Annotated in this window: 18 protein-coding genes; 12 read left to right on the top strand and 6 right to left on the bottom strand. The window is 35.5% G+C overall.

Annotated features, from left to right (window positions below; genetic code table 11):
* Nucleotides 1-3 precede the first annotated feature (3 nt).
* The 8 genes from J2786_RS15475 (at nucleotide 4) to J2786_RS15440 (ending at nucleotide 12,274) form a co-directional block, all read left to right on the top strand.
* A complete protein-coding gene (locus tag J2786_RS15475; RefSeq protein ID WP_156121318.1) occupies nucleotides 4-3,828 on the top strand; it encodes a hypothetical protein in 3,825 nt (1,274 codons plus the stop codon).
* A 71-nt stretch (nucleotides 3,829-3,899) separates the two neighbouring features.
* Nucleotides 3,900-5,867, top strand: a complete 1,968-nt coding sequence (locus J2786_RS15470) for a hypothetical protein (protein ID WP_310025829.1) — start codon at nucleotides 3,900-3,902, stop codon at nucleotides 5,865-5,867.
* 3 nt (nucleotides 5,868-5,870) lie between these two features.
* A complete protein-coding gene (locus J2786_RS15465; RefSeq protein ID WP_047427032.1) occupies nucleotides 5,871-6,770 on the top strand; it encodes a hypothetical protein in 900 nt (299 codons plus the stop codon).
* Between the two features lie 395 nt (nucleotides 6,771-7,165).
* On the top strand, nucleotides 7,166-9,514 hold the full coding sequence (locus J2786_RS15460; protein ID WP_047427029.1) for a M14 family metallopeptidase: 2,349 nt from the start codon (nucleotides 7,166-7,168) through the stop codon (nucleotides 9,512-9,514).
* Between the two features lie 124 nt (nucleotides 9,515-9,638).
* The gene (locus J2786_RS15455) at nucleotides 9,639-10,559 is read left to right on the top strand and encodes a helix-turn-helix transcriptional regulator (RefSeq protein ID WP_047427026.1); all 921 of its coding nucleotides are present in this window, start codon (nucleotides 9,639-9,641) and stop codon (nucleotides 10,557-10,559) included.
* 53 nt (nucleotides 10,560-10,612) lie between these two features.
* Entirely contained in the window at nucleotides 10,613-11,230 is a 618-nt protein-coding gene (locus J2786_RS15450) for a hypothetical protein (protein WP_310025825.1), read from the top strand.
* Complete coding sequence (locus tag J2786_RS15445) at nucleotides 11,230-11,841, top strand: energy transducer TonB (protein WP_047427021.1); 612 nt, start codon at nucleotides 11,230-11,232, stop codon at nucleotides 11,839-11,841. Before J2786_RS15450 ends, J2786_RS15445 begins: the two co-directional genes overlap by 1 nt.
* A gap of 1 nt (nucleotide 11,842) precedes the next feature.
* A complete protein-coding gene (locus J2786_RS15440; protein WP_047427018.1) occupies nucleotides 11,843-12,274 on the top strand; it encodes a nucleoside deaminase in 432 nt (143 codons plus the stop codon).
* A 108-nt stretch (nucleotides 12,275-12,382) separates the two neighbouring features.
* Here the strand turns inward: J2786_RS15440 and J2786_RS15435 are convergent, their stop codons facing one another.
* On the bottom strand, nucleotides 12,383-12,913 hold the full coding sequence (locus tag J2786_RS15435; RefSeq protein ID WP_047427016.1) for a GNAT family N-acetyltransferase: 531 nt from the start codon (nucleotides 12,911-12,913) through the stop codon (nucleotides 12,383-12,385).
* Nucleotides 12,914-12,984: 71 nt separating this feature from the next.
* On the bottom strand, nucleotides 12,985-13,743 hold the full coding sequence (locus J2786_RS15430; RefSeq protein WP_047427865.1) for a type III pantothenate kinase: 759 nt from the start codon (nucleotides 13,741-13,743) through the stop codon (nucleotides 12,985-12,987).
* A gap of 191 nt (nucleotides 13,744-13,934) precedes the next feature.
* Here J2786_RS15430 and J2786_RS15425 point away from each other — a divergent pair, with 191 nt between their 5' ends.
* Entirely contained in the window at nucleotides 13,935-14,537 is a 603-nt protein-coding gene (locus J2786_RS15425; protein ID WP_142018319.1) for a hypothetical protein, read from the top strand.
* 51 nt (nucleotides 14,538-14,588) lie between these two features.
* Here J2786_RS15425 and J2786_RS15420 read toward each other — a convergent pair whose 3' ends face one another.
* The 3 genes from J2786_RS15420 to J2786_RS15410 form a co-directional block, all read right to left on the bottom strand.
* Nucleotides 14,589-16,427, bottom strand: coding sequence for a M1 family metallopeptidase (locus J2786_RS15420; protein WP_047427012.1), 1,839 nt, complete (start codon nucleotides 16,425-16,427; stop codon nucleotides 14,589-14,591).
* 204 nt (nucleotides 16,428-16,631) lie between these two features.
* Entirely contained in the window at nucleotides 16,632-17,102 is a 471-nt protein-coding gene (locus J2786_RS15415) for a DinB family protein (RefSeq protein ID WP_047427009.1), read from the bottom strand.
* 193 nt (nucleotides 17,103-17,295) lie between these two features.
* The gene (locus J2786_RS15410; RefSeq protein ID WP_047427006.1) at nucleotides 17,296-18,987 is read right to left on the bottom strand and encodes a DUF6909 family protein; all 1,692 of its coding nucleotides are present in this window, start codon (nucleotides 18,985-18,987) and stop codon (nucleotides 17,296-17,298) included.
* Between the two features lie 169 nt (nucleotides 18,988-19,156).
* Between J2786_RS15410 and J2786_RS15405 the strand changes: the two genes are divergently transcribed.
* The 3 genes from J2786_RS15405 (at nucleotide 19,157) to J2786_RS15395 (ending at nucleotide 24,374) form a co-directional block, all read left to right on the top strand.
* A complete protein-coding gene (locus tag J2786_RS15405; RefSeq protein ID WP_310025817.1) occupies nucleotides 19,157-20,482 on the top strand; it encodes a hypothetical protein in 1,326 nt (441 codons plus the stop codon).
* A gap of 646 nt (nucleotides 20,483-21,128) precedes the next feature.
* The gene (locus J2786_RS15400) at nucleotides 21,129-23,324 is read left to right on the top strand and encodes a glutamine synthetase III family protein (RefSeq protein WP_047426998.1); all 2,196 of its coding nucleotides are present in this window, start codon (nucleotides 21,129-21,131) and stop codon (nucleotides 23,322-23,324) included.
* Nucleotides 23,325-23,663: 339 nt separating this feature from the next.
* Entirely contained in the window at nucleotides 23,664-24,374 is a 711-nt protein-coding gene (locus tag J2786_RS15395) for a C40 family peptidase (protein WP_047426996.1), read from the top strand.
* Between the two features lie 185 nt (nucleotides 24,375-24,559).
* On the opposite strand, the gene J2786_RS15390 is transcribed toward J2786_RS15395, so the two are convergent.
* Entirely contained in the window at nucleotides 24,560-25,135 is a 576-nt protein-coding gene (locus J2786_RS15390) for a pentapeptide repeat-containing protein (RefSeq protein WP_047426993.1), read from the bottom strand.
* Nucleotides 25,136-25,149 lie beyond the last annotated feature (14 nt).

Here is a 25,149-nt window from a genome sequence, read left to right as displayed (position 1 = left end):
AAAATGCCAACAAACAATACATCAACAGCAAAGTCCGCATTTACTGTCGGAAAATCCTTAATAGGAGAAGGAATTATCAATTATAAAGAAACAAACCCTATGAATACAACCAATAACGCATCACAATCACTTTTCAGATTTGTAAGTCTGAGAAACCCGCAATTAACAGAAATTAAAGATAAAAACTTAGGATTTATCCACAGACCCAAGGGAGTAACCGGTATTTTTGATACTGCAGTTGCAGGAAGACCTGCCAAAACGTTAAAGTTTGCAGCCATGAAAAGAGTTGCCGGAGAGTTTAACAACGCTGGATTCGAAAGTGAAAAGAAAATTGAAGAAGGACCATTTAAAGATCTTCTTGTAATTGGAAGAAAGCTTTCTAAAAAAGAAACATTAGAGAGTGCCGACCTTGCTTTCGTTACAGACTATTACAAAAGCCTTGTTACTACCAACAGACAGCTAAACACAGAAGGAATTGCTATATTTTCCCAGCTTTGGAATAATTATATTCATCAAATCGTTACCCAGGGAGATTTCTATATTAAAGAAGCAATCAGCCACATCCTAATGGCTATTCAGGTTGGTTTTGCCAGCAATCAGGATCTTACGGATCAGGAAATCATCAAAATTAATGGCGAAAAACCATTGGAAAAAGCATTGGATGGGAAAATTATATTACCAGCCATCTTATTTTCAGAAGATATCGAAAGTATTTCTTCAGTGGCATCAAGAAGTGCTGAGGGTTCTGAGCCAGCTTTGGCAGCAAGAACGATTCAAAGATTAGAATCTGAAGCAAGAGCTTCTTTTGTATCCAGTAAAGCGATCCACAGAAAAGAATCTTTGAGCAAACTGAATTCTGAACTGGAAAAACTTCAGAAAAAATTCCATAAGTCAAGACATCAGGCCTATCAGGATGCCTATTCAAGATATATGGAAGAAAACAAAGAGCGTTTAGAACTCTATGACAGAAAATTAGCCGAAGTAGACAGTAAAATTACTCCGGACATGTCTGAGGAAGAAAAAGAACGTCTTTACAGCACTTTAAAGGAATATGAAGTTACTCCGTTTGTATTTACGTACAAAAATGAAATCAATTTAGAAGATTTGCAGGCAAAGCTTTCTCCGGAATCTTTCGACCTATTTGTTGAACTTTTCGGTGAATCCACAACCAGCTTAACTTCTGTGGCAGAAGATACAGACAGTCTTCAGATTCTTTCACATGATACGTTGAGAATGGGTGCTCAGACCATTGTTCTTGATGATGAGATAGAAAGCTATGCTGATGCTTTACTTGTTGTAAGAAACAATATCTCTTCTTCTATGGAGACCGCACTTCAAAACAGCCCTCTTCCGGAACAACAGTATGCCAATATCGGTGGTGCTTCAGTACCTCTTATTCAAAATACAGCCAGAACGCCGATGGCATACAGCTTATATGCGCATAGTGCTTACAGGGTATCTGGTAGCAGAGGATTTGTTAATTTTTCTTTCGAAGTTGAAGATGTTTCATGGAGCGTTGCCAATGTCAAGATTACTGCAACAACAGATGCTGCCGGAACTTTCGAAGAAAACTACAGCAATATTCCTGTGGTAGATAATAAGATTACTTTACCTGCAGCTTTGGTAGACAGATTCAGAACCAGCTTTAGTTTCAAAATAGAAATCATTTTTGATAACGGAAGCCAGGCCTATGGAGAGATTGCCACACAATATCTGAAAGAAGACTTAAACCTTACCGGAATGTTGACTTTGAAGCGTGCTGCCGTTGAAAACCCAGGGACACCTGAACCGGGTACAGTCCAAAAACGTAAAAATTTCGGGATCAAAAGATTGGGAGTAGCAGATTATATGAAAGTAGTGCAAAGCGTTCATGCTTACGTTCCTGGAGAGGTTTCCAATATTGAGAACGTCATGGCAAGCGAATTGAGACATAAATCTTCGGTTTCCAGAGAATATTCTGAAGTTACAGATACAACTTCCAAATCTCAGGAAACAGAGAAGATGTCAGACACTTCCAAAACTTCCAGAACAGATATGCAGACTGAAGTTGCTAAAGAAATTGAGAAGCAGCAAAGTATTTCTGCCTACACAAGATTCAGCTATGGAAATGACAGTGCTATGAAGTTTGAAATCGGAGCTGACTATGCCAATAATACGGCACAGCACGACAGCACAAGACAAGCTGTGATGAAATCTCAGGAAATCACGGAAAGAGCAATGGAAAGAGTTCTTACTAAAATTTCAGAAGAAAGAGTTCAGAAAATCATCAAAGAATATACAGAAACCAATGTTCATGAATATGACAACAGAGGAAAAGTAACCAATACTGATAATGCTGAAGCAGCACAGCCTAAGCACATTACCGGAGTTTACAGATGGATCGACAAGAAAATGAAAAACCAGATCTACAACTATGGTAAACGTACGATGTTTGAATTTATGGTTCCTGAACCTTCAAGATTACACCGTCTGGCTCTTACTGTTGCCAAAGCTCAGGTGCTTAAGGCTCCTGTAGATCCTAGAAAAGCACCGGAACCATGGTTAATGGCAGATCCAAAATCGGCAACGATTGTACAGATCCAGCATTGGGCACAGGAATACGGAGTAACTTTAGAAGCATTCCCGGAAGCAACCAAACAGGTTATTCATACAGCTTCCAGCGTTCCTCAGACAAATGACGATTTTGGAATTGATCATACACAGTTTACCATCCCGGACAACTATGCCGGAAAAAATGCAAGCTTCGCCTGCAGATCGACAAGAAACAGAGGTGGCGGATGGTCAGGATCCCGTTACTCTGAAGTTCTCTTCTCAAATTTAAAAGGAGATATGATTGGCCGTTCTGAACGTGGTGGAGATCTTAATTTTGACGACGGATCATCTGGCTTCAATATCACTGGTAATGTAACTTTCCAGGTGAAAGGACACAACGTAAGAAGTTATACCATCAAAGTAGTGGTAAACTGTGAGCTGAGCGATGCATTTATCAATAAGTGGAAAACAGACAGTTTTAACGATATTATTAAAGCCTATGAAGCAGCTTATGCCAAATTCCAGGAAGATCAGGCAAGATTGGATGCTGAACAGAAAGAAAAAGAGGCTCAGCTTAAAGAAAGACAGGATACTTTCTATCGTTATATGGAACATGATGTCTTAAAGCACAACTGTATCGCTTATCTATTACAGGATTACCTTTATACATTAGGACAGGAAACAACCAATGGTGCTGATGAGAAAACAACTATGGATAATTTCCAGGTGTACCTGAATGAAAATCTGGACAGATATACCGCTCTTGCCAAGTTTATGGAACAGGCATTTGAATGGGAAATCATGGATTACACCTTCTACCCATACTATTGGGCTAACCGTAAGAGCTGGCAGGAATTCTACATCAGCGAAAGTATGGATCCATTGTTCAGAAGCTTCTTACAGGCAGGTATGGCAAGAATTATTGTTACCGTAAAACCAGGTTTCGAAGCAGCCGTTCAGTTCTTCCTTGAAACAGGAATAATTTGGAATGGTGGTTCTGTTCCGGTAATCGGAGACCCAATGTATATGAGTATTGTGGACGAAATGAGACAGCCTACCGGAGAACCTCAAGGTAAATACTGGATCACCAGAATCCCTACTACCTTAACGATCCTTCAGGATAAATCTACAGGACTTCCGGTAAATCAGCCATTACCGATTTTCCCGGAAAATGCACCTGAGAATTGTGAAAACCCTTCAGAACTGGAGTTTGAAACAAGTTTCAGATTGGATGAAGACGCACAATTGTCACATAGTGACGGAGCTACCACATTGCCTACAACAATTGTCGGATAGAATTACCTTAATGGCGGTGTGAAATATCACCGCTATTTTTTTACAATTTTTAATTTCAAAAAACTTAAGAAATGAAAAATATAGATATTAGAAACCTTGCAAAGATTGGAGTGGCTGATGTGGATGTTTATAAAACAGACAGAAGGAAATACACAAAATATAAACTTGAAGGAGATGTTACTTTTTATCGTTCAAAAACAAGTATGATAGATAAATTGACTAAAAAAGATAGAATAGGTGTGGATGATTCCGGTTATATGGGGCAATTTGGGTTTGACAAATATAATCCGGAACATTGTCCTACGGGGAGCGTAATATATTACAGAAATAAAGAAGGTAAGAAAATTACTGATAAGCTTTATACAGGATATTCTTGTCCGTACGTAAGTATCTGGCCTCCTAAAGTAAATAAAGAAAAAAGCTATGTTTTTTTATATGTAGGTACAGAAAATAATAATGCTGTTCCTGAATTGTTAGAATATGAATGTAAAGAATTGAATGAAAATAATGACTCCTTTATATCTATAACTAACAAAATAACTGTAACTAAAGAACGTACAGAAACTGTTCCTAATTCTGATGATAAATTTTATAAAATAAAAATAGAGTGCCTGGAACCATTTGAAAAGGATATTAGTGTTGAAGCCAAGTACGAAGGAAAAACAGTTGGAAGGCTAATTGTAAAAGCAAATGCTAAAGTATATGAAACAACCATACAGCCAGTATTTGTTTCTTTTGATTCTGTTCCCTCCACAACTGTTGAATTAAAAGATCATAAAGAATTTGAATTTGTTAATAAATTACATAATTTCTTTAATAAACAATCTTTTAACCAAGCATATATTAAAGGTAATCTTGCCGAGCATACTCAAGTTGTAAAATTTGATAAAACTGATTTTCTTAAAGATGATGTAGTTAAAATGAAAGGAAAAAATCTATTCGTAAACTACCAAGAAAACAACCAAAGAAATGCATTGATTTATAATGATTTAATCGAAAATAAATATTCCGCATTATTTTACAATGTAGTAGAAATACAAAAAAATATTGAAAAAATGCAAACCTGTATAAAAACAATATTACAGGCATTCAAAAAAAATTTTAAATATGATAAGGAATCTAATCTGAAGAAAGCAAAAAAATTCCATGAAGATCATACGGCTACAAATGCCTGGAATCAAATAAAGGATACACTATATAAAGAATATTTAAATTATAAATCAGAGTATTTAAAAAGTAAGGTTGTACATCTGAATCAGGATAAAATTGTTTATATATTTGTTAATATGTCTGTGGAAGGTGGTAAGAATGAAGATGCTAAAACACAGGCTTATTCTTATCGAAATTCAGGAATTACACATATTTTCAAAAGTGCTATTAAGGATGAAGATGCCCTTTCTCTAGTTATTCATGAACTTGGACATTCTTTGGGATTACTCCACACTTTCGAAGACGAAGCCAGTAAAGAAATAAATAGATTAAACACATTAATAACACGAAAAAAAGCAGAATTAGATGAATTAAACAATGTAAAAGCCGACTTAAAAAAATATTTTACACTTGATACAAAATATAGAGTTATACAGTCTGTTATTGAAAGTTATGAAAAATCTTTGGTTGATATTGAAGAATTCGAAAAAAGATTTTTAATAAATATTGTTGGTGAAAGTTCTTATTTAAATGAAAAATCGGAGCTTGTTACCGATAAAAAAACCTCAGTAATAGAACTTGAAAGTATTAATCTGCCGGATTTTGATGTTAACGCAACAAAAAATAAAGTCATGAATGATATTAAAAATTATGAGAGTCAAATTGCAAAATGGACTCCTTATTTAGGGATTGTAAAAAATCAAAGTGAAACTTTAGAAAACATAATGGATTACAGACAATTTGCCGATCTGCAAGAAAGCAATGCAGGAGAAGATGGGAAGCCAAATTTTAATCAAAAGTTCAAATACAAATCCTTTTATCAATGGCAATGGCAAAAAATGGTAGAAAAATCTGTCGATTATGATTATATTAGTCCAATAAAATTGTAAACCATGAAACATATTATTTTCTTACTTATATTTTTAGTAAATTTCTTGAGTGCACAGGAATTCCCGGTAAAATTTGAAGAAAATGGTAAATTTGGATTGAAAGATCAAACTAATATATTATTACCCGCCATCTATGATCGGATCAATACCGATATATTGATTGTAACACACAAAGAGGACGAAACAACCATTTATGATCAGAAACTATCCATACTCTATAAAGATAAGGAGATTTTAACTTATAGGTATTCCGAAAATCCAGATATTTTACAAATTATTTTAAATAACGGAACTTTGGTTACTTATACACGGGATGGAGTACTGAGCAATACTTCACAATTATCCCCACAAAAAGAATCTGATAAATCATATAAAGAGGACAAAAACAATGGTTATCAAATTTATACAATTGAAAAAAATAAAATCCGGGAAAAATCATTTAATATTTTTGTGGATCCTGAAGATGACCTTTTAAATATTAAATATCCTTCTTATGGACAAGATCCAAAGTTCTTAAATAATAAAAAGAGTTTGGAAATTGAATATACTTTGAGAAGAAAAAGTACATCGAATGAAAAAATTATAGATTATGGAGATAGTGAGGAAAGGTTATTTTCTCCATTAAAGATATCATATATTATTTCAAAACTAAAAAATAAATATGGCGTTTGGGATTTCAAACAACAAAAAGAAATTATTCCATTTCATTATAAAAAAATTATTTCTTATCAGAATTATTTATATCTGGAAAAAGATGGATTGTCTACCTTCTATCCTAATATAGGCACCGATCCAAAATATAAAAAACTTGAACCTTATATTGGAGCCTTCGCCCGGTTTGAAACTCCGGATGGTAAAAAGGGATGGGTAGATCGAAAAGGAAAAGAATATTTTGATCAATAATTTATAAGCCACAGCAATGCTGTGGCTTATATTTTTAAAACTGTCACATTCTTGCTATCTTCATCACATGCAAAAAATGGGAGCCAATTAAATGCATGAAAGTATTGAAAATAAAAGAAATCGAGTTAATATATAATCGTTTTTATCTCATGCTAACAATAGCAGGATAAAAAATAAAACACGTCAAGTTTTGTCGTTTTCCCAGCCTACTTTTGAAGCATAAGTAAATACACAAAAAAACAATCATAAATTTTTGAATAACCTTTGAATTCAACATTCACAACATGCTGAACAGCCACAACTATGTCTTAGAATCTAAAGCTTGAAATATAGTCAGCCTTAAAAACTGAACTATCTGATCTTAACCTATTTAATACAAAAATCACCACTTTATTATGAAAACAAAAGAAGACTTAAAACTATACTTCGAAAATGGAGACCAACCCACGCAAGAGCATTTCTGGTCCTGGCTGGATTCCTACTGGCACAAAAATGAACTGATTCCCTTAAACCAAATTCAGAATAACGAGCAAATTATTCAGCAAACCAGTAGTTTCAATGATTATATGAATCCAGCCTTGGAAGTTGGAGCCCTGGCAATTTCCGGATCTGTTGGATTTCCCACGGGTTCAACTATAAGAGGTAGAACAGATGCTTTTTTAGATACCATCTATGCGAATCATATCGAACTTATGGGTGATATGTTATTGCAAACTATTTTCTACTATACCGATGCAAATGTTTTTATTTCAAAACAGGATATAAACGCAAAAACATTTACTCCAACCATTCCTGCAACCGCAAAGAAATGGAAAGTTTCCGTGCATCATATTGACAAAACGCAAGCAGTTACTCAGTCAGAATTAAATGCAATTAAGATTAATTGTTACTCATCTAAATCACTCACATTTAATGATATTGTAGAAAATGCAAAAGCATCTATAAAAGTCATATCAGAATACAATGATTTAGAAATTAATTTAGGAGAAAATATTCCTACAGAAATCGGCAGAATAGCCGTAAATAATGGTTTTAATTCTACCTCTGATACAGGGATAAGAACAGCTTTAATTCCTGTAGTTTCTGGCAAATATTTAATTAATCAGAAATCAGGATATAAAATTTCCCGTGTTATTTTTTATAAGGATGGAATATTCGCCAACCAGAATGTTACAACCAATGACTTTTCAGTAGATAATGCGACCTCTAATCAGGTGAGACTCGTTTTTGAAAAGAATAGTCCAACAGACATCGTTACCGAGCAAGATCGTCTCGATTTCATCTATATTTTGAAGAATATCAGTGTTAGTAAGTATGATCAGTTATTAAATGAAAGTAAAAAAAGCAAACCTCTTCCATCTACGATTTATACAATAAATGAACAGGTTGCCATCCTAAATACGAATGACACTGACATCAATTTTGATTTAACCAATCGTAAGATCATAATTTCCGGGGGAGCAATCATTGATACAGGCAACACACTTGTAGGAAGAATCAGTCTGCCCACTTCAACCGTGGGTATAGATATGCCTTCCTCCATAACAGCTGGCGTGGTACTGTATAATAAAACAAACAATACAATCATTGTTCAAAATCAAACAGCGGCTCCGTTACTAAGTCATTTGGTTTTGTTTACTTACCGATATAGCGGTGCTTTCACTAGTTTTTACGTCACCGGCCTGAAAAATTATTCTGTAAACGGAATTCCTGTATCTCAAAAGGATACCCGGCAAATGAATAAATTTGTAGTCGATAACTTTGGAATTAAGTATTGGAGTGCTCCGGTTTATCCTGCTTTCAATCCTTTGACCCTTACATCAGATGTCCTTTATTCAATGTATGATCGTGTAATAACACCTTTCTCAAATAATGTCACAAAAACAATTATAGGGCAAACAGAAGGGTCAACACCTTATGATATTTTACGAATTGATATCTCATTTAACAGAAAAACACCACCAACACAAAGACGCAGAAAGCCTCGTATAGTTGTAAGCGGAGGTACCCATGGGGGTGAAAAGTTAAGTGTTTACACTACCTACTTATTTTTTAAACTATTGCTTGAAAATCCCAATAAAGATGAGATGATAGACGTCTTACGTACGAATTATGACTGGACATTGATTCCATTAGTTAATCCATATGCATTGAATGTTGGAAATGTGGGTGGAACAGAATCGGTAAGATGGAATCATAACGGCGTGGATATTAACAGAAACTTTGATTATCGTTGGGCAGAATATGCAGACGGCGGCCCTGGCTCTCAATCATATAAAGGCACTTCTCCCTTCAGCGAAAGAGAATCACAACTGGTGAGGGATACTTTTAATGCTATCAAAACAGACACCGTATTATTTATCGACTGTCACAATTTTGGGTCAGGAGTAAATATTGATTATCGAGCTGCCTGGTTTGCCTCATCATTTAATACTGTTCAGAATGCCATCTATTCATTATGCGACAGATTAGATGCTGAAATGAGGAAACGATATAGTTATTTAGCCGATAAAGATTTGCTTGTTTTTTCAGATATTGATGGCAGCTCTCCGATGTCTCAGGCCTGGATGGGGAATCAGCAGGTAGTAGCAATGACAATGGAAACTGATCAGAATGATTTCTACAATCCAACAGACCCAACATCTTTTAACAGTAATGTCATTACAAGAAGCATAGAAACCTACGTCAATACATTCTACTCTATGGGTAAATTTGCTGTTGATTTTTATAACAGCAGATTATAAATAATTCTTCATAAAGTTTCTACAAAAATTAAAACACGACACGTTTTGTCGCATTAACCGCATATATTTGTCTTATAAAACTTTACCATGAAACGCAGCGCTGCTGCACCCTAAAAATAGAGAAATGAAGAAAGATTTTTATCTGACAAGATATGCCTTAATAATTAAAAGATTAGAAAGTTCTCCGGCTACCTATTCACAGCTGGAGGACTATCTTTTAAACTCTTTTGAATTCCAGGATGCAGGAATCAAGAGCTACTCTATCCGTACTCTGCAAAGGGATATCCGGGAGATTTCCGATCTTTTTAACCTTTCTATCCACAACAAAAAAAAGGGTGACAACCGATATTATATTGAAAGCCGTCCCATTATGGAAGTGGATGAATACAATCAAAAACTTCTTGAGTCCTTCCAGGTAAGCAATGCCCTGAATCTTCACCCTGATTTTTCAGATTTTATCTTTTTTGAAAGCAGAAAACCTACCGGTGTAGAACATTTTTATGACCTGTTCTTCGCGATCAGAAATAAAAGAGTTGTAAGTTTTGAACACTACAATTATAAAAACAAACTGATGACCTCTAGGAAAGTTCACCCTTTGGCTTTAAAAGAATCTAAAGACCGATGGTATCTTATTGCCATTGATACAAAGGATAAAGTGTTAAAATCATTTGGGCTGGACAGGATCAACTATCTGGATGTAGCCAAAAATCAGTTTCGGGAAAAGTACAAATACAACTTCAGAGAGCATTTCAAAAATGCATTCGGGGTGATGAACCTGACAGAACAGAATCCACAGAATATTGTTCTGAAATGCAGCCGCCATCAGGGAGAATATATCAGAAGTTTTCCTCTTCATCAATCCCAGAAAGAAACCAAAGAAACGCCGGAAGAGATCTATTTTGAGTTCTTCCTCCACCCTACTTATGATTTTATGCAGGAGATTCTTTCTTACGGAAAAGAGGTCACCGTTCTGGAACCGAAAGGTTTAGTTGATGACATTCGCAATCATTTGCAGGAATCTTTGAACCGTTATCTTGAAAGCTGATTATAAAGAAAGTATTTCATATTTTTTGTTATATTTACATAAATATACCCTTATTGAAAACTTTATTCATCGGCATCAGTTGCTTTATCTCTTCGTTTTTTCTTGCCCAGCAGAAAGAAGAGTTCAGACTTGTAAAGAGCTACTATAACCAGCACAGAAATATGCTGAATAAAGAGTTCAAAAAGAAATTCGATGCAGAATCCAATACAGTAAAAAAAGCTGCTATAAAAGGAGATTTTCTTTTTTTTATGAAGAAAATGGACAGCATTGAAAATAATGCTCTGATTGGAGCTTTATTAAAAGTAAGGAACCTTGAAGATTTACAGGCCATCAAAAGTCCCGGGTTGACCTCATCTGAAAAATTTTCGGAGGCTGAAAAAATCGCAGATTATCCCGGTGGAGTTAATTCTTTGAGACAGGAAGTAGCCAATCTGCTGTATGTTGAAGGAGTATATTCTGAAGAAAAAATGATAAAAACCGATGTTGCCTTTATTGTGGAGAAAGATGGAACTGTCAGTAATGTTCATGCACAAGGAAATAATTTCACCTTCAACAGGCAGGCAGAAATAGCATTATATTCTCTGGCTGAAAAATTTTCTCCGGCAATGCTGAAAGGTGATCCTACAATTTATCGTTTTAAACTTCCTTTAACTTTAACCATAACCGAATAATGAAAAAGCATTTCAGCCTGTTTCTATTTTTTGTACTTAATTTTTATTTCTCGCAGCAGACAGAAGGTCTCAGAATTATTAAGGCAAAATACGATATCCAGATTCAGAATATAGAAAATAGTTATACAGATGCCCTTTCTAAAGCTCCCTCAAGAAAACGTGTTAATAAAATTACTTCGATAAAGGACAAAGAGATAAATGCTATTAAATTTCTAAGAAATAATGAATATCTGGAAGAACTTGTAAAAATTAAAGAAACTTATAGACTTTCACACTCGTCTTCCAGTTCTTCATCTGGCGACAGTGAGAAATTTGAAAATAGTACTAGTCCCAAACATCCCAAAGGATCAGATTTTTTCAAAAAAGAGATTTCTGACAATTTTTTTTCGGATGCTATTAAGGGTAGGAATAGAATTGAGTGCAGGGTATATTTTACTGTAGAAAAGGACGGGAGCCTTACTTCAGTAAAAACTTCTGGCGATAACGAAAATTTCAACAGACAGGCTGAACTTGCTGTATTACTGACTCAGGAGAAATGGGAACCTGCAATAAGAAACGGGCAACCAGAAAGAGCTTATATGTCTTTTCCTGTTGCATTAAATTTTGATTAATATGTTTACCGACGAATATTACATGAAAATGGCGCTGCAGGAAGCAGAAGCCGCTTTAGAAAAAGATGAAGTTCCTATTGGATGTATTGTGGTTTCAAACAACAGAATTATTGCAAGAGCCCACAATCTCACCGAAACACTGAACGACGTTACCGCCCATGCAGAAATGCAGGCTATCACCTCCGCGGCCAACTTCCTGGGAGGAAAATACCTTAAAGACTGCACCCTTTATGTAACCATGGAACCATGTGTGATGTGCTCTGGCGCACTTTCCTGGTCTCAAATCTCGAAAGTAGTGATTGGAGCACGGGATGAACAAAGAGGTTTTATCAATAAACACCTTTCTCTGCATCCGAAAACAGAAATTATAACGGGGATTATGGAGACAGAATGCTCTTCTATTGTTAAAGACTTTTTTAAGAGTAAAAGATAATTTCAGCCTTTAGAAAAATTTACCCGCAAATTCACTGATAATAGTATAGAAAAGCCAGAGGATATTGAATATTCCCTGGCTTTTTGTTTTATAAAAGTACTATTCTTTCTAATCAGTTTTCAAAATACAATACCTCACAATATCAAAATATTCACCATCCTTCTTCATCTCCTGTTTTAATATCGCCTCCTGCTCCATTCCTATCTTCTCCATAATTCTCCCGGATGCCGGGTTGTGAAGGAAATGGGTAGCAAAAATTTTGTTAAACTTCATTTCATTAAGGCCAAAATTTACGATTGCTTCCGCAGCTTCAGTAACGTACCCCTTGTTCCAATAAGGAATTCCTATCCAGTAGCCGAGTTCGGCCTTGTCATCATCCCTGTCATGCAGTCCGATAGCTCCTATAATCTGGTCTTCTTTATTCCGGATCGCAAACGTGTATCCGGTATTGTTATCAAAAGCTTCTTTTGCCATTTTAACCCAGGATCTGGCATCATTTTCCACGTATGGATAAGGAATATTGGAAGTAAGATCAGAAAAAATTCTATGCTGAAGATATTCAACAATAAAAGGAATATCTCTTTCTTCCAGCTGCGAAAGCACCAATCTTTCGGTTTCTATTACAGGAAACTTGTTCATTATACTAAAATTAGGGTTGAGGTCATGATGAAGATATTTATCCGGATTCAATCTGACTCTTACTCTTTAATTTATAAATCTTTACCCAGGAAATAAAGACCTTTCAGGGTGTGAAGCCTGTCCATCACATGAATCTTATCCGTAAGAGGCTTGTAAACATGGGAAACCCCTCCTGTTGCCACTACAAAACAATCGTCATTCACTTCCTCATTGATACGGGTTACAAAACCTTCTACCATCCCAAGAAAACCATATACCATACCACTCTGCATGCAGGTTACCGTATCCAGCCCCAAAACAGATTTTGGCTTCTTCAGTTCTATATCCGGAAGTTGTGCGGTCTGGTTAATCAGTGAATTCAGAGACGTTACAATTCCCGGAGCAATAATTACCCCTAAAGTTTCTCCTGTCTCAGCGACACAGCTTGCGGTAAGGGCTGTTCCGAAATCTATGACAATCTTCTTTCTGTTCGGGTACAAATTGTGTGCAGCCACCAGGTTTGCATAGATATCGGTTCCCATCTGCTTGGATTTTGCCTGTACTCCGGAAGGAGTATTTCTGTCAACAATCACTGGAGTTGTTCCGTGGATTTTTTTGATCCCGGAGCTCATGACTTTGGTAAGCTGAGGTACTACGGATCCTATAATTACCTTATCAATCTCTTTGGGATCAATTTTATAGGTTTGATAGAGCATCAGCATCTGTACATAAAGTTCATCTGCCGTTCTGTAAGGCTTTGTATTAATTACCCACGAAATATCACAATTATCCCCATTGAAAAGACCAAATCTGATATTGCTGTTTCCTACGTTTATTACAATTGAATTCATTGACATATTTTTCAGAAGAAATTCATTAGATCTACTTGAAATTCCCGCTTGATTTTGAGGCATTAAATTTAATAATTTTAAAAAAAAGAACCTGTCATTATCAAACTAAATTACAACGATTCACTTATTTTTTCTTTCTCCGGAACAAATCACTATATTTAATAACACAATATAATTATTCTGACTATATCATGAAAAAACTGATCCTCGGCACTTTACTATGTCTCAGCGTCTCTATTTTTGCACAATCCGGCAATTCAATGGCAGGCATTTTACAAAAAATAAAAAGTCAGTCAAAAATTGATACTCAGGATAAGATGGTGTATGATCTGATGGATGAGTTTTATCAAAAAAATCTTCAGGCCGACAATGATGAAATGACTCCCGAGTTTACCCACAAATTTCAAAAAGCAGTTTCTGATCCAGGTACCAAAAATATGCATCTGCTTTATCTTTTTCTGATGTATCAGCAGCATATCAGCCAGGCAGTGGCAGAAGGGAAAAACCCCAATCCTGTGTTTCAGATAGAAACGATGCATCTTCTGGAAAGTGAAACAAAAGAAGTATATGGAAAGCTCCCGGCAATTATTTACATTTTTAAAGCAGAGGCCTTAGAGAGCGGCTCAAAAAAAGAAGAAGCAAAAATTACGGTTGCCAACGGTTTAAAAGAATATCCGGATTCTGTTCCTTTAAAGGTCTACAGTTATTTAAATACAAAAGATGAAACTTTGAGGCAGGATCTTACCCAAAATCATCCCAATCACTGGATGGTACAGCAATTTGGAATAAAATAAAAAAAATCCACAGACTCATCTGTGGATTTTTTTCTTTGTATAGGTCTATTGTTATTTCACTTCAACAAAATTATTTTCCATATTCACATCTGCAATTCTCTGGCTGAAATCAATTCCCAGAACCGATAATTGAGATTTTGTATAAGGAATGGTAATCGTATATTCTTTCTGTGTCCAAGGCCAGTAAGGCATTGTTTTAAACTCACCATACGCATCCTTTTCTTTCCATGTATGCGTCATATTCATTGGAATCTGATACGTAACAATCTTCTTATCAGTTGTCATTACGCCAAAATCAATCGGCATTGGAACCTGGCCATTGTTGACTAAGGTAATGGTAGTGGATTTTGCATCGTATTTGACATCTTTAATTCCGTAATCGATCGTCTTTGTGGTATTGATCCAATAGTTATGAAACCATTTCAGATCCATCCCGGAAACTCTTTGTGCAATATGAAGGAAATCCCTGTCTGAAGGATGTTTCATACTCCACTGATCATAATATTGTTTTAAGGTTTCTGCAAGGTTCTGCTCTCCCATAATGTATCCAAGCTGCACCAGATACAATTCACCTTTTACATAAGATGCATAAGTATAAGCAGTACCGTTATCATGATGGTCTCCTAACCAAACGGCAGGTTCTTCAATTCCTTTTTTAACAAAGTTTCTGTAGGCATCTAATCTTTCAACAAAAGGATTCGGAAGATCTTCCGGGAATAACTGATACATGGTATATCCTTCCGCATAGCTTGTAAAACCTTCATCCATCCACGGACGTACAGATTCGTTAGTGGCAAGCATCTGCTGATACCATGAGTGAGATCCTTCGTGAGCCATTAATCCCAATAAATCTTTAACATTTTTAGCTTCTCCTAAAATCATGGTACACATCCCGTATTCCATTCCGCCGTCTCCTCCCTGAATAAATGCATAGGTAGGATATACATATTTTCCAAAGTGAGCATTCATGATCTGGAAATATTTCGTGATATAAGGCTGAGATTCACCCCAGGCTTTCGTTTTATCATTTTTCTGATAAACCAGATATACTTTCGGACCTTCCGGAACATTGAAGCTTTCTACAGAATAATCTCTGTCTGCACTCCATGCAAAATCAAGGATGTTTTTTGCCGTCCATTTCCAGATTGCCTTTTTATCTTTTTCTGTTTTTATTTTTGCATTGGCATCATACCCTTTTACTTCTGAAGGGTTCTCCAGAATCCCTCCTGCTCCCACTACATAATCTTTATTGATTTTAATGGTGACATCAAAATCGGAGAACGGAGCATGGAATTCTCTTCCCAGATAATCAAAAGTAGCCCAGCCATCATAATCGTATTCAGCAATTTTCGGGTACCATTGGGTCATCGTCATGTCTACGCCTTCTCTGTTGTTTCTTCCGCTCCTTCTGATCTGCTGAGGGATTACAGAGTCCCAATCCATTGTAAAGGTGGTTGTAGAATTAGGTTTGATAGGTTCTGCCAGATACACTTTCATAATGGTTTCCTGAACTTCAAATTTCAGGTCTTTCCCATTTTGTTTAATCCAGTGAATATTCTGAGCTCCTTCCTGGTCTTTTGGAATCGAAGCGAGTCTTGAAATACCATCTTTCTGAAGTCTTCCGTCACCATTTTTTCCCTGTGAAGCCACTCTCTGGTCCATCATAGAATTAGGTTTGAAAGCATTCCAGTACAAGTGGAAATAAACCACATTCAGCTCATCCGGCGAATTATTGGTGTATTCTAAAGTTTGTTTTCCCTGATAGGTAAATTTTTCAGCATTGACATCAATATCCATCTTGTACTTCGCAGCCTGCTGATAATAAGCTCCTTGCTGAGCCTGAAATTGTGAAATGATAAACGCAAAAATGATTGCAGCCGATTTTCTCATTTAAAATTTTATTTTTTCTAAAGGTAGGTAATTTAACTAAGAACCTCAAATAGGAGTTATTTTGAGGTTTTTATTCTGTTTGTTATGGTTTTAGATGGATTTTAATACAGATGGTTAAATTCTTTTTTTGAGCTCTTTTGCAACAATCCTTGTCAAGGTTTAAAACCTTGACAAGGATATTTTTTGAGGATAGGATGTGTAATTTCAGCTGTTTTTCAAAAGTTTTTTAATTAAAGTAATCTGTCCCAGATGATAGTAGCTGTGCTCAATCATTCCGTCGATATTTCTTCGGTAAGTTCCATATTTTTCATCAACGAAAACCTCATCAAGCTTAGAATCGGGCATTTGCTCTAATAATACGGCAAACTTTTCAGAATCTGTCCAGAGCTTATTCAACAGCTCTTCCCATTGCTGCTGAGATTCTATGGAAGGAAGATCAAAACTGAATTGATCTTTAATCTCAAGATCTCCACCTTCAAAAACATTGACAATGCCTGCAATGTAATAATCAATATGAAAAGTGAGCATAGCAATGGTGTTTAAAGAATCTATCTTTTTCACCGCCTGTTCCCAGGTAACGTCTGAAAGCTGATCTTTAAAATTCGTATTGGCGATCCAGAAACCATCCAGCAGAACCTCTCTGAATCTTTTGGCAAGTTGTGAAACTGAACTCATGGATATTTATTTATGTTTCCTAAAGATAAGTTTTTATTTAAACACAAATTTCAGCAATGAAAACCACTATTTTAAACACACTAAAATAGTGTAATTTGTGCAAATAAATTTGTGACATTCGTGTTTAACTAATTACAAAAAAACCTCAAATACAAAAGTATCTGAGGTTGATATTATAATGATTGAATTACAATTATTTTTTAGTTGAAGCTTCTTTCTTTCCACTTCTTAAAATCTTTTCAAGAATTCTTAAAGTGATCAGATACGTTGGTTTTACTCCTGTAAGACCTAAACCTCCTGAAGATAATGTACTTCCTGTTTCCAGCGGGTTATCCGATGCATAATAAGCATACATTACAAACAGATCCGGTGAAATGTGATGTCTGATTTTAGATGCCACCTGAATGGCTTTCTGGTAGTGAGCTCCTTCCATTTCAAGTCCAATGGCTTTCCATGAAGTATTCATAAAGTAGGAAAGGATATCTTTATTCTGGAGAGAGGTTCCCAACACCGTAATCATTGGTCCTTCAAATGCTTTTAATTCATCATCTTTAAAATCTTCCAGCTTTAACGCATTTTCAAAAGGATAATTATCTGCTGTTCCTTCAAATATATGAGAAGTAGGAATCATAATATCTCCTTTCTCTCCGGTAAGAATACCTGCTTTACCCATGATGGAAACAGACTTCACATGCATCATATAGACTTCTCCTTTATGTTCGAAAGGTCGAAGTAATTCATCCATTACTTCAAAAGCCTGCTCTCCGAATGCGTAGTCAAAAACCATTACCACATCATCTCCTCCGAACTTGCAGTCTGCAAATGGGGTATTCTTCAGGTCTGTTTTGCTGAGGTCTATGATCTGTACATCAATATTACTTCCACTCTTGTCTGCAATATGAATCATCCCTTCATCCAGAGCATATTTTAAAACTTTGTCACGAAGTTCTTTTTTGTTGGAGATCTCTTCGTATAGTGTATAGTCGATCTCGTGGTGCTGTTTCTTTTTAAGAGCATTATTGGCATACAGCATATTTTTCACGGAGTGCATATTGGCAGAAATAATGTGCAAAGGTCTCATATGAAGATCATTTTCAAATAAAACCTCTTTCACTTTATTCGCCCATTTCTCCCCGAAATAGTGGTGTCCCACTCTTTCTTTTAATATAGAACTGAAATGAATTTCTCTTTCTCTGCTTCCTTTTGCATCATCAAGACTTACTTTTCCTAAGTTGTAAATGATTTTGAACAGACGGTCAGGGTTATGGTCATCACCAAAAGTATTATAGGCTCTTAAAGTCTCATCAAAAGATCTTCCTATTAAAGAAGAAAGATGAATAAGTGCCACTTCTTTTTCTTTTCTGCTGTATTTTTTTTCACCCTTTACCACTTCTTCAATAATTTTGAAGGCACGTGTCGGCTTCCAGTTTTCATCCTGGATAAATGCCAGATTACGGATTTTGTCAGCTTCTATAAAAAGGAAGGTAAGGTGGGTAAGAATGTCATAAATTTCGGAACGGCCCAAAAGAACCTCAATATTCATCTGGTGTTCGTCTATTCTATAACAGTTTCTTCTTCTTTTCTTAGGAACAATAGGTTCGAAACTTCCTTTATCAAACCCTTCATCAGATGTAAGATGAATAAAAGCACATTCTTCAATTCCTTCCGGAAGTCTGTCTAGTACATACATCAAACCGTCCAGTTCCAATTTACTTGGAATATTCATGGTTCCGTAAATTTCCGGATTGATGGTCTTTAACAAACTTCTGATACTCTCTCCTGAAACTCCACCTGGCTTGAAAAATCCTCTATAAAATAAATGTCTCATAGAGATGTATAGTCTTTCAATAGCCTCTGTTGTTTCTCTTGCTCTAGAATTTGTCATAAAATAAATTTCACACAAATATACAAAATCTTTGCCCACTTTATTTTAACTGTCTTTTAACAAGTCGTTTAAAAACATATCCTTCAGGCTGATGAATATTTGCTTTAATACGTCGAGATTTGGCGTCAGCTAAGGCTAAGTTTGTCCTAATCATATTAAACATAAACAAATGAGCTATCCAAAAAGATTAGGATTACCTACCCAATATCCGTCGATGAGTATTTCAAATCTTACACAACAGGAAATATTAACCGTAAAAGACAGGGAAGAAGCAGATGTTCTTTTTCTCAATAAAACAGAACTTAATACGGTAAAAACCCTTTTTCAGATTCGTAATGCAAATTATTACAGAAAATATATTAAGCCTATTCAGTTATCTGACTATTCCACAGATATATTTCCTAAAGAAAGAGTCTTTATTGTGGGAAAAATATTTCCTGTAATCAATATTCTTTTCAACTACGCCGGAGTAAAAGATGTGGAACAAAATATCAATCCACTTGTTATAGAAATTGCAGAGGGAGCTTCTAGAGTAAAATATTTTGATTCCGCCATTCATCATTCAAAATATATCAATATTGATGGCGGCAAAATTAAAATACTTCTTCCCAAAAATTATGTTGGCAATAACTTTCCTCAATCGATGTATGATTTCCTGACCAACAAAAATTCTGTAGAAAAATATATTGGAGGAGAATTTCCTGATTACGAAACCTATAAACTTGCTTTACGAAACAAAGCTATAAAAATAGAAGACTGGAAAGGACAGGATGGTTCATGGCTTACAAAAGACAGGGCGGAAAATAATGATACCTGGAGAAGAGCCTATTCCTATATTATTGAACACAAAATACCTGGAAGACTTGCTCCTTTCAAGCAAATTTATGATTTTTACGAGGGAGTAGACTGGAATATTAAGAACCGTTTCGGGCATGAAGTAAAGTGGTGCAAAGGGGCTAAAGGGTTGGTAAAGGCATTATCAAACTCACTGGAAGGAGGGAACAGCTTTTTAGCCAATGATGTTGAAACTATTCTCAATGAATTAAATTTAGGGATTTGCGATTTTGCCATAATCAAATTTCATGAGCTGATGTACGGACAATATGCTAAAACACCCTTAAAAGGAGACGCCGCTTATATCTGGGACAAAGAATTTATCCAACATGAACAAGGGGTTGTAGCTCCTCCTATTTATGGAAAAACAAGTTCATCAACGATATCCAGGTTCCAGAATATGGCAGACAAAGACCCTCAAGGCGGCTGGCATGGAGCCGGAGCTCAGGCAATTAGTTGGTTTAACGACATTGTTCCGGCATTTGATGATTTTACGCCTAATGCTAAAGTAACAGATTCACAATTCAGGATAGATTTACCATTATTAATGCTATATTTATCAAAGCATAAACCAAAATGGTATGGATTTAAAGGCAAACTGAATTCAGATGGAACCGTCAATAATGAAATTGTAAAAATTATTAAACCTTATGAAAAATAAATTAAGCAGAATTTCTCTTTTTTGGAAAATATGGATTTGTCATATCTTGATATACTTTCCTATCAGAGCTTTATTTTTTTTGTTTCAGCTTGATGAAGCACCGGACTTTACCCAAATTATTAAATCAATTTTAATATCCCCTTTTGCAGGAATTTATGGGTTGTTCGATAAGTTCCCGCTGGTAATTCTCATTCAAATGCTGGTCATGTTCTTTGTGAATGAAGTTATTTCTTCTAAAAAAGTAATACCTTATCTCTTAATAACTTTTGCAACTCATATCTTATTTTACGCATTTGATATTTATGACATAGATTATTTTAAGTCTTTTCTCTATTCATTTATGATTTTTCTACCCTTATTTTTATTTATTTTCAGAAAAAATCTCAAGAATTAGTTTAAATAATTGTAATTTTAATTTGGTAATACCGCAACACAGCAAATACAATCGCTTTTTGCACCATCCAGACAACCAATTTCTTGTTTCTACAAATGTTTTTAAACAGAAAACATAAAACACCCTGTTAAAAAACACCAAACAATTGTTTAAATTATATAAAATTTCAGCACACCCCTAAAATTTTTAGGGGTTAAAATATTTTCGATTCATTTTTTTTGTAAATTTGCGCTGTAAAAAATCAACCCAATTATGTCAACCTTAAGATTCAAAGCATTAGAAACCCTTCCATTTAAGGATTTCAGAAAAGACAACTCTGTTGAGATCCCTGCGAAATTATCAGAACTATTCTGTAAAAATGTTTTCTCAGAAGAAACAATGAGAGAATATTTAACGAAAGAAGCATTCGGTTCTATCATGGATGCGATTAAAAAAGGAACTAAGATCCAGAGACATATCGCAGATCAGGTAGCTGTAGCAATGAAAGACTGGGCAATGAGCAAAGGGGTAACCCACTATACGCACTGGTTTCAGCCTTTAACAGGTACTACTGCAGAAAAGCACGATTCTTTCTTTACACCAATTGAAGGAGGAAGAGCAATCGAAAGATTCAGCGGAAACATGCTTATCCAACAGGAGCCAGACGCATCTTCTTTCCCTAACGGAGGTATCAGAAATACTTTTGAAGCAAGAGGTTATACAGCTTGGGATCCTACATCTCCGGCATTCATTATGGGAACTACATTATGTATTCCTTCTATCTTCATCTCTTATACAGGAGAAACGTTAGATTATAAAGCACCTCTTTTGAGAGCTTTGAACGCTGTAGACGAAGCTGCAACGAATGTAATGCAGTATTTTGACAAAAACGTAACGAAAGTAACTCCTACTTTGGGTTGGGAGCAGGAATATTTCCTTGTAGATTCAGCATTATATCAGTCCCGTCCGGACCTTGTGCTGACAGGTAAGACATTATTAGGACATTCTCCTGCAAAAGGACAGCAGTTAGATGACCATTATTTCGGTTCTATTCCTACAAGAGTAATGAACTTCATGAAAGAGTTGGAAATCGAATGTATGAAATTGGGGATTCCTGCAACAACAAGACACAACGAGGTGGCACCCAACCAGTTTGAGCTTGCACCAATGTTTGAAGAAGTGAACGTTGCTGTAGACCACAACTCTTTGTTGATGGATATCATGGCGAGAGTAGCTCACAAACACCATTTCCACATTCTTTTCCACGAAAAACCATTCGCGGGAGTAAACGGAAGCGGAAAACACAACAACTGGTCTTTGGCTACAGATACTGGTGAAAACCTGTTAAGTCCTGGAAAAAATCCAAAGAAAAACTTACAGTTCTTAACATTCTTTGTCAACACTATTAAAGCGGTTCACGAATATGCAGACCTTTTAAGAGCAAGTATTGCTTCTGCAAGCAATGACCACAGACTTGGTGCTAATGAAGCTCCACCAGCAATTATTTCCGTATTCATCGGAAGCCAGCTGTTCAGTGTATTGGAAGAACTTGAAAAAGTAACAAACGGAAAACTATCTCCGGAAGAGAAAACAGAATTAAAATTAAATGTTGTTGGAAAGATTCCTGAAATCCTGTTAGATAACACTGACAGAAACAGAACTTCTCCTTTTGCATTTACAGGAAATAAATTTGAGATCAGAGCGGTAGGTTCTTCTGCAAACTGTGCAGAGTCTATGACCGTAATGAACACTATTGCTGCAAAACAGCTTAACGATTTCAAGAAAGAAGTTGATGCTTTAATTGAAACAGGTCTTAAGAAAGATGAAGCGATCTTCAACGTATTGAGAGAATACATCAAGCAGTGTAAAAGCATCATGTTTGAAGGAGACGGATATTCTGATGACTGGGCGAAAGAAGCTAAGAAAAGAGGATTAAACAACCTTAAAACAACTCCAGAAGCTTTAAAGCAGGAAATGGATAAAAAATTCTTGGACCTATATGAGGAAATGGGAATTTTCAACCACAGAGAAGTTGAAGCGAGAAACGAAATCAAATTAGAGAAATACTCTACAGTTATTGATATTGAATCCAGAGTATTGGGTGATATCGCAAGAAACCACATCATTCCTTCTGCTTTAAATTATCAGAACAGATTAATTGAAAATGTGAAAGGTCTTAAAGAAATCTTTGGTGATAAAGAATTCAAGTCTTTAGCAAAAGAACAAATGAGTTTAATTACAAGCATTTCTGAAAATGTTTCTAAAATTAAACTTGGTGTTGAAGAACTTCTAAAAGCCAGAGAAGCAGCAAAAGGTATTTCAGACAGCCAAAAACAGGCAGAAAGCTATTGTAATAAAGTAAAACCATTATTCGACCCAATCAGAGAAGCCTCTGATGCATTGGAAATGATGGTTGACGATGAGCTTTGGCCGATGACAAAATACAGAGAAATGTTGTTTACAAAATAACGTCCTGTAAAGTTCCATATTAGTTTAAATTCCTCGGTTTTCCGGGGAATTTTTTTGTTTTATTAACAGAGTTGAAAATTAGAGTTTTATATCACAAAACCTGATATATAGAAGAAAGTCGATTGCGTTTGTTAAAGAATCTTAATAAAAAAAACCGCACACTTACCAAAAACAGGCTGTTGCGGTTTATTTTTCTTTAACATATGTAAATTATATGTTAAAATGTGTTAAAATAAGATCCTGACAATTATCATATCAGGGGTCTTTTGCTCGGAATCTCTACTTTTGTATTGCTTTTGAAAATAAATATTCCTTTTTAACACGGATAATCAAATATATATGAAGAAAAGAGTTTTGTTTTATTTAGTTGCTTTAGTCTCTACAGTTTCATTGCAATCGTGTGCTACAAATTATGTGGTTTCAAAACCAGCAACTTACACAAAAGAATACAAAACAGATGCCAAACTAGCTTCTATAGATAACAAAAAAATGGAGCAGGATAAGCAAAAACTTATCGACTCGTTCCTTGCTGAAAAGGCAGCATCTATCGCTAGTGCTAAAAAAGCAGTTAAGAATTCTGAGATTGCAAAAGCAATCAAACATAATAAAACCATTGACGGTATCCTTGAGGAAGCTGAAACATACCTTGGAACTCCTTACAGATATGGAGGAACAACCAGAAACGGTATAGATTGTTCAGCTTTTGTTCTTTCCGTATTCGGAGCAGCAGCAGGCCTTAGCTTACCTAGAGTAGCAGCTTCTCAGGCTCAGGAAGGAGAAAGAATTGAAAAAGGAGAGCTACAGAAAGGAGACTTAATCTTCTTTTCTCACGGAAGAAGAATTTCTCATGTAGGTATTGTAGAAAGTGTTTCTGAAGAGGGTGAGATTAAATTTATCCACGCAGCAACATCAAAAGGAGTAATGATTTCTTCACTGAATGATTCTTATTGGGGACCTAAGTTCAGATTCGCAAAAAGAGTGATCAACGAAGAAGGAGAAGCTTACAATAACTTAGCAGCTACTACTCTTTCTACACCCGCAAATTTTTAATTTTATAAATAATTGATTTAAATAATGAAGCCATCAGAAATCTGATGGCTTTTTTATAGGTTATATTTTAGAGTAAATTTAGGTTGAAACCTATGGAATATTGTTAAAAAGAAAAGCGGGTTAAAATCCGTTCCTATTGATTCAATTGACATTTTACTATCGTGCTTATTACACGACTGAAGATATCAACTGTTCTTATCAATGTCAATATCTAATTTATACAACAGCCCATAGATTTCAGATAGTGAAAATTTAGCTTTTTTAAGCCTGTTTAAAGCCGGATCTATTGAATAGTTAACCGATGTTCGGAAATCTGCCTTTTCGAGGTTTGTACCATCAAAAATAGCGCCTGACAGATCGCAGTTACTGAAGACTGTATTTGATAAATCACATTCAGTAAAATCCACCTCAATTAACTTGGAATTTTTGAAAACTGTTTTCTTAATGGACGCCTGATAAAAAACTGAATTATTTAAAGCACTTCCATCAAACATAAAAGATAATCCAAATGCATTACATTCATTAAACTGAAGTCCGAACATCTTACATTCTTTGAAAACAACCTTATGAAAAGCTGTTTTCACCAATTTTACCATGCTGAGATTACATCCTGTAAATTCACAGTCTGTAAAGCTGAAACCGGATAGATTTGCGTATTCAAAATTACAGTTTCTGAATGTACAGTTTTCGTACTCCCCTTTTTCCAGCTGAGAAAGACCAATATTTTCAAAATCCTGATCCAGGACATAAGCTTCTTTCATTGTTTATGATTTAA

This window comes from Chryseobacterium vietnamense, assembly GCF_031454475.1.
GTDB lineage: Bacteria > Bacteroidota > Bacteroidia > Flavobacteriales > Weeksellaceae > Chryseobacterium > Chryseobacterium vietnamense.
This window is presented reverse-complemented; position numbering and strand designations above follow the sequence as displayed.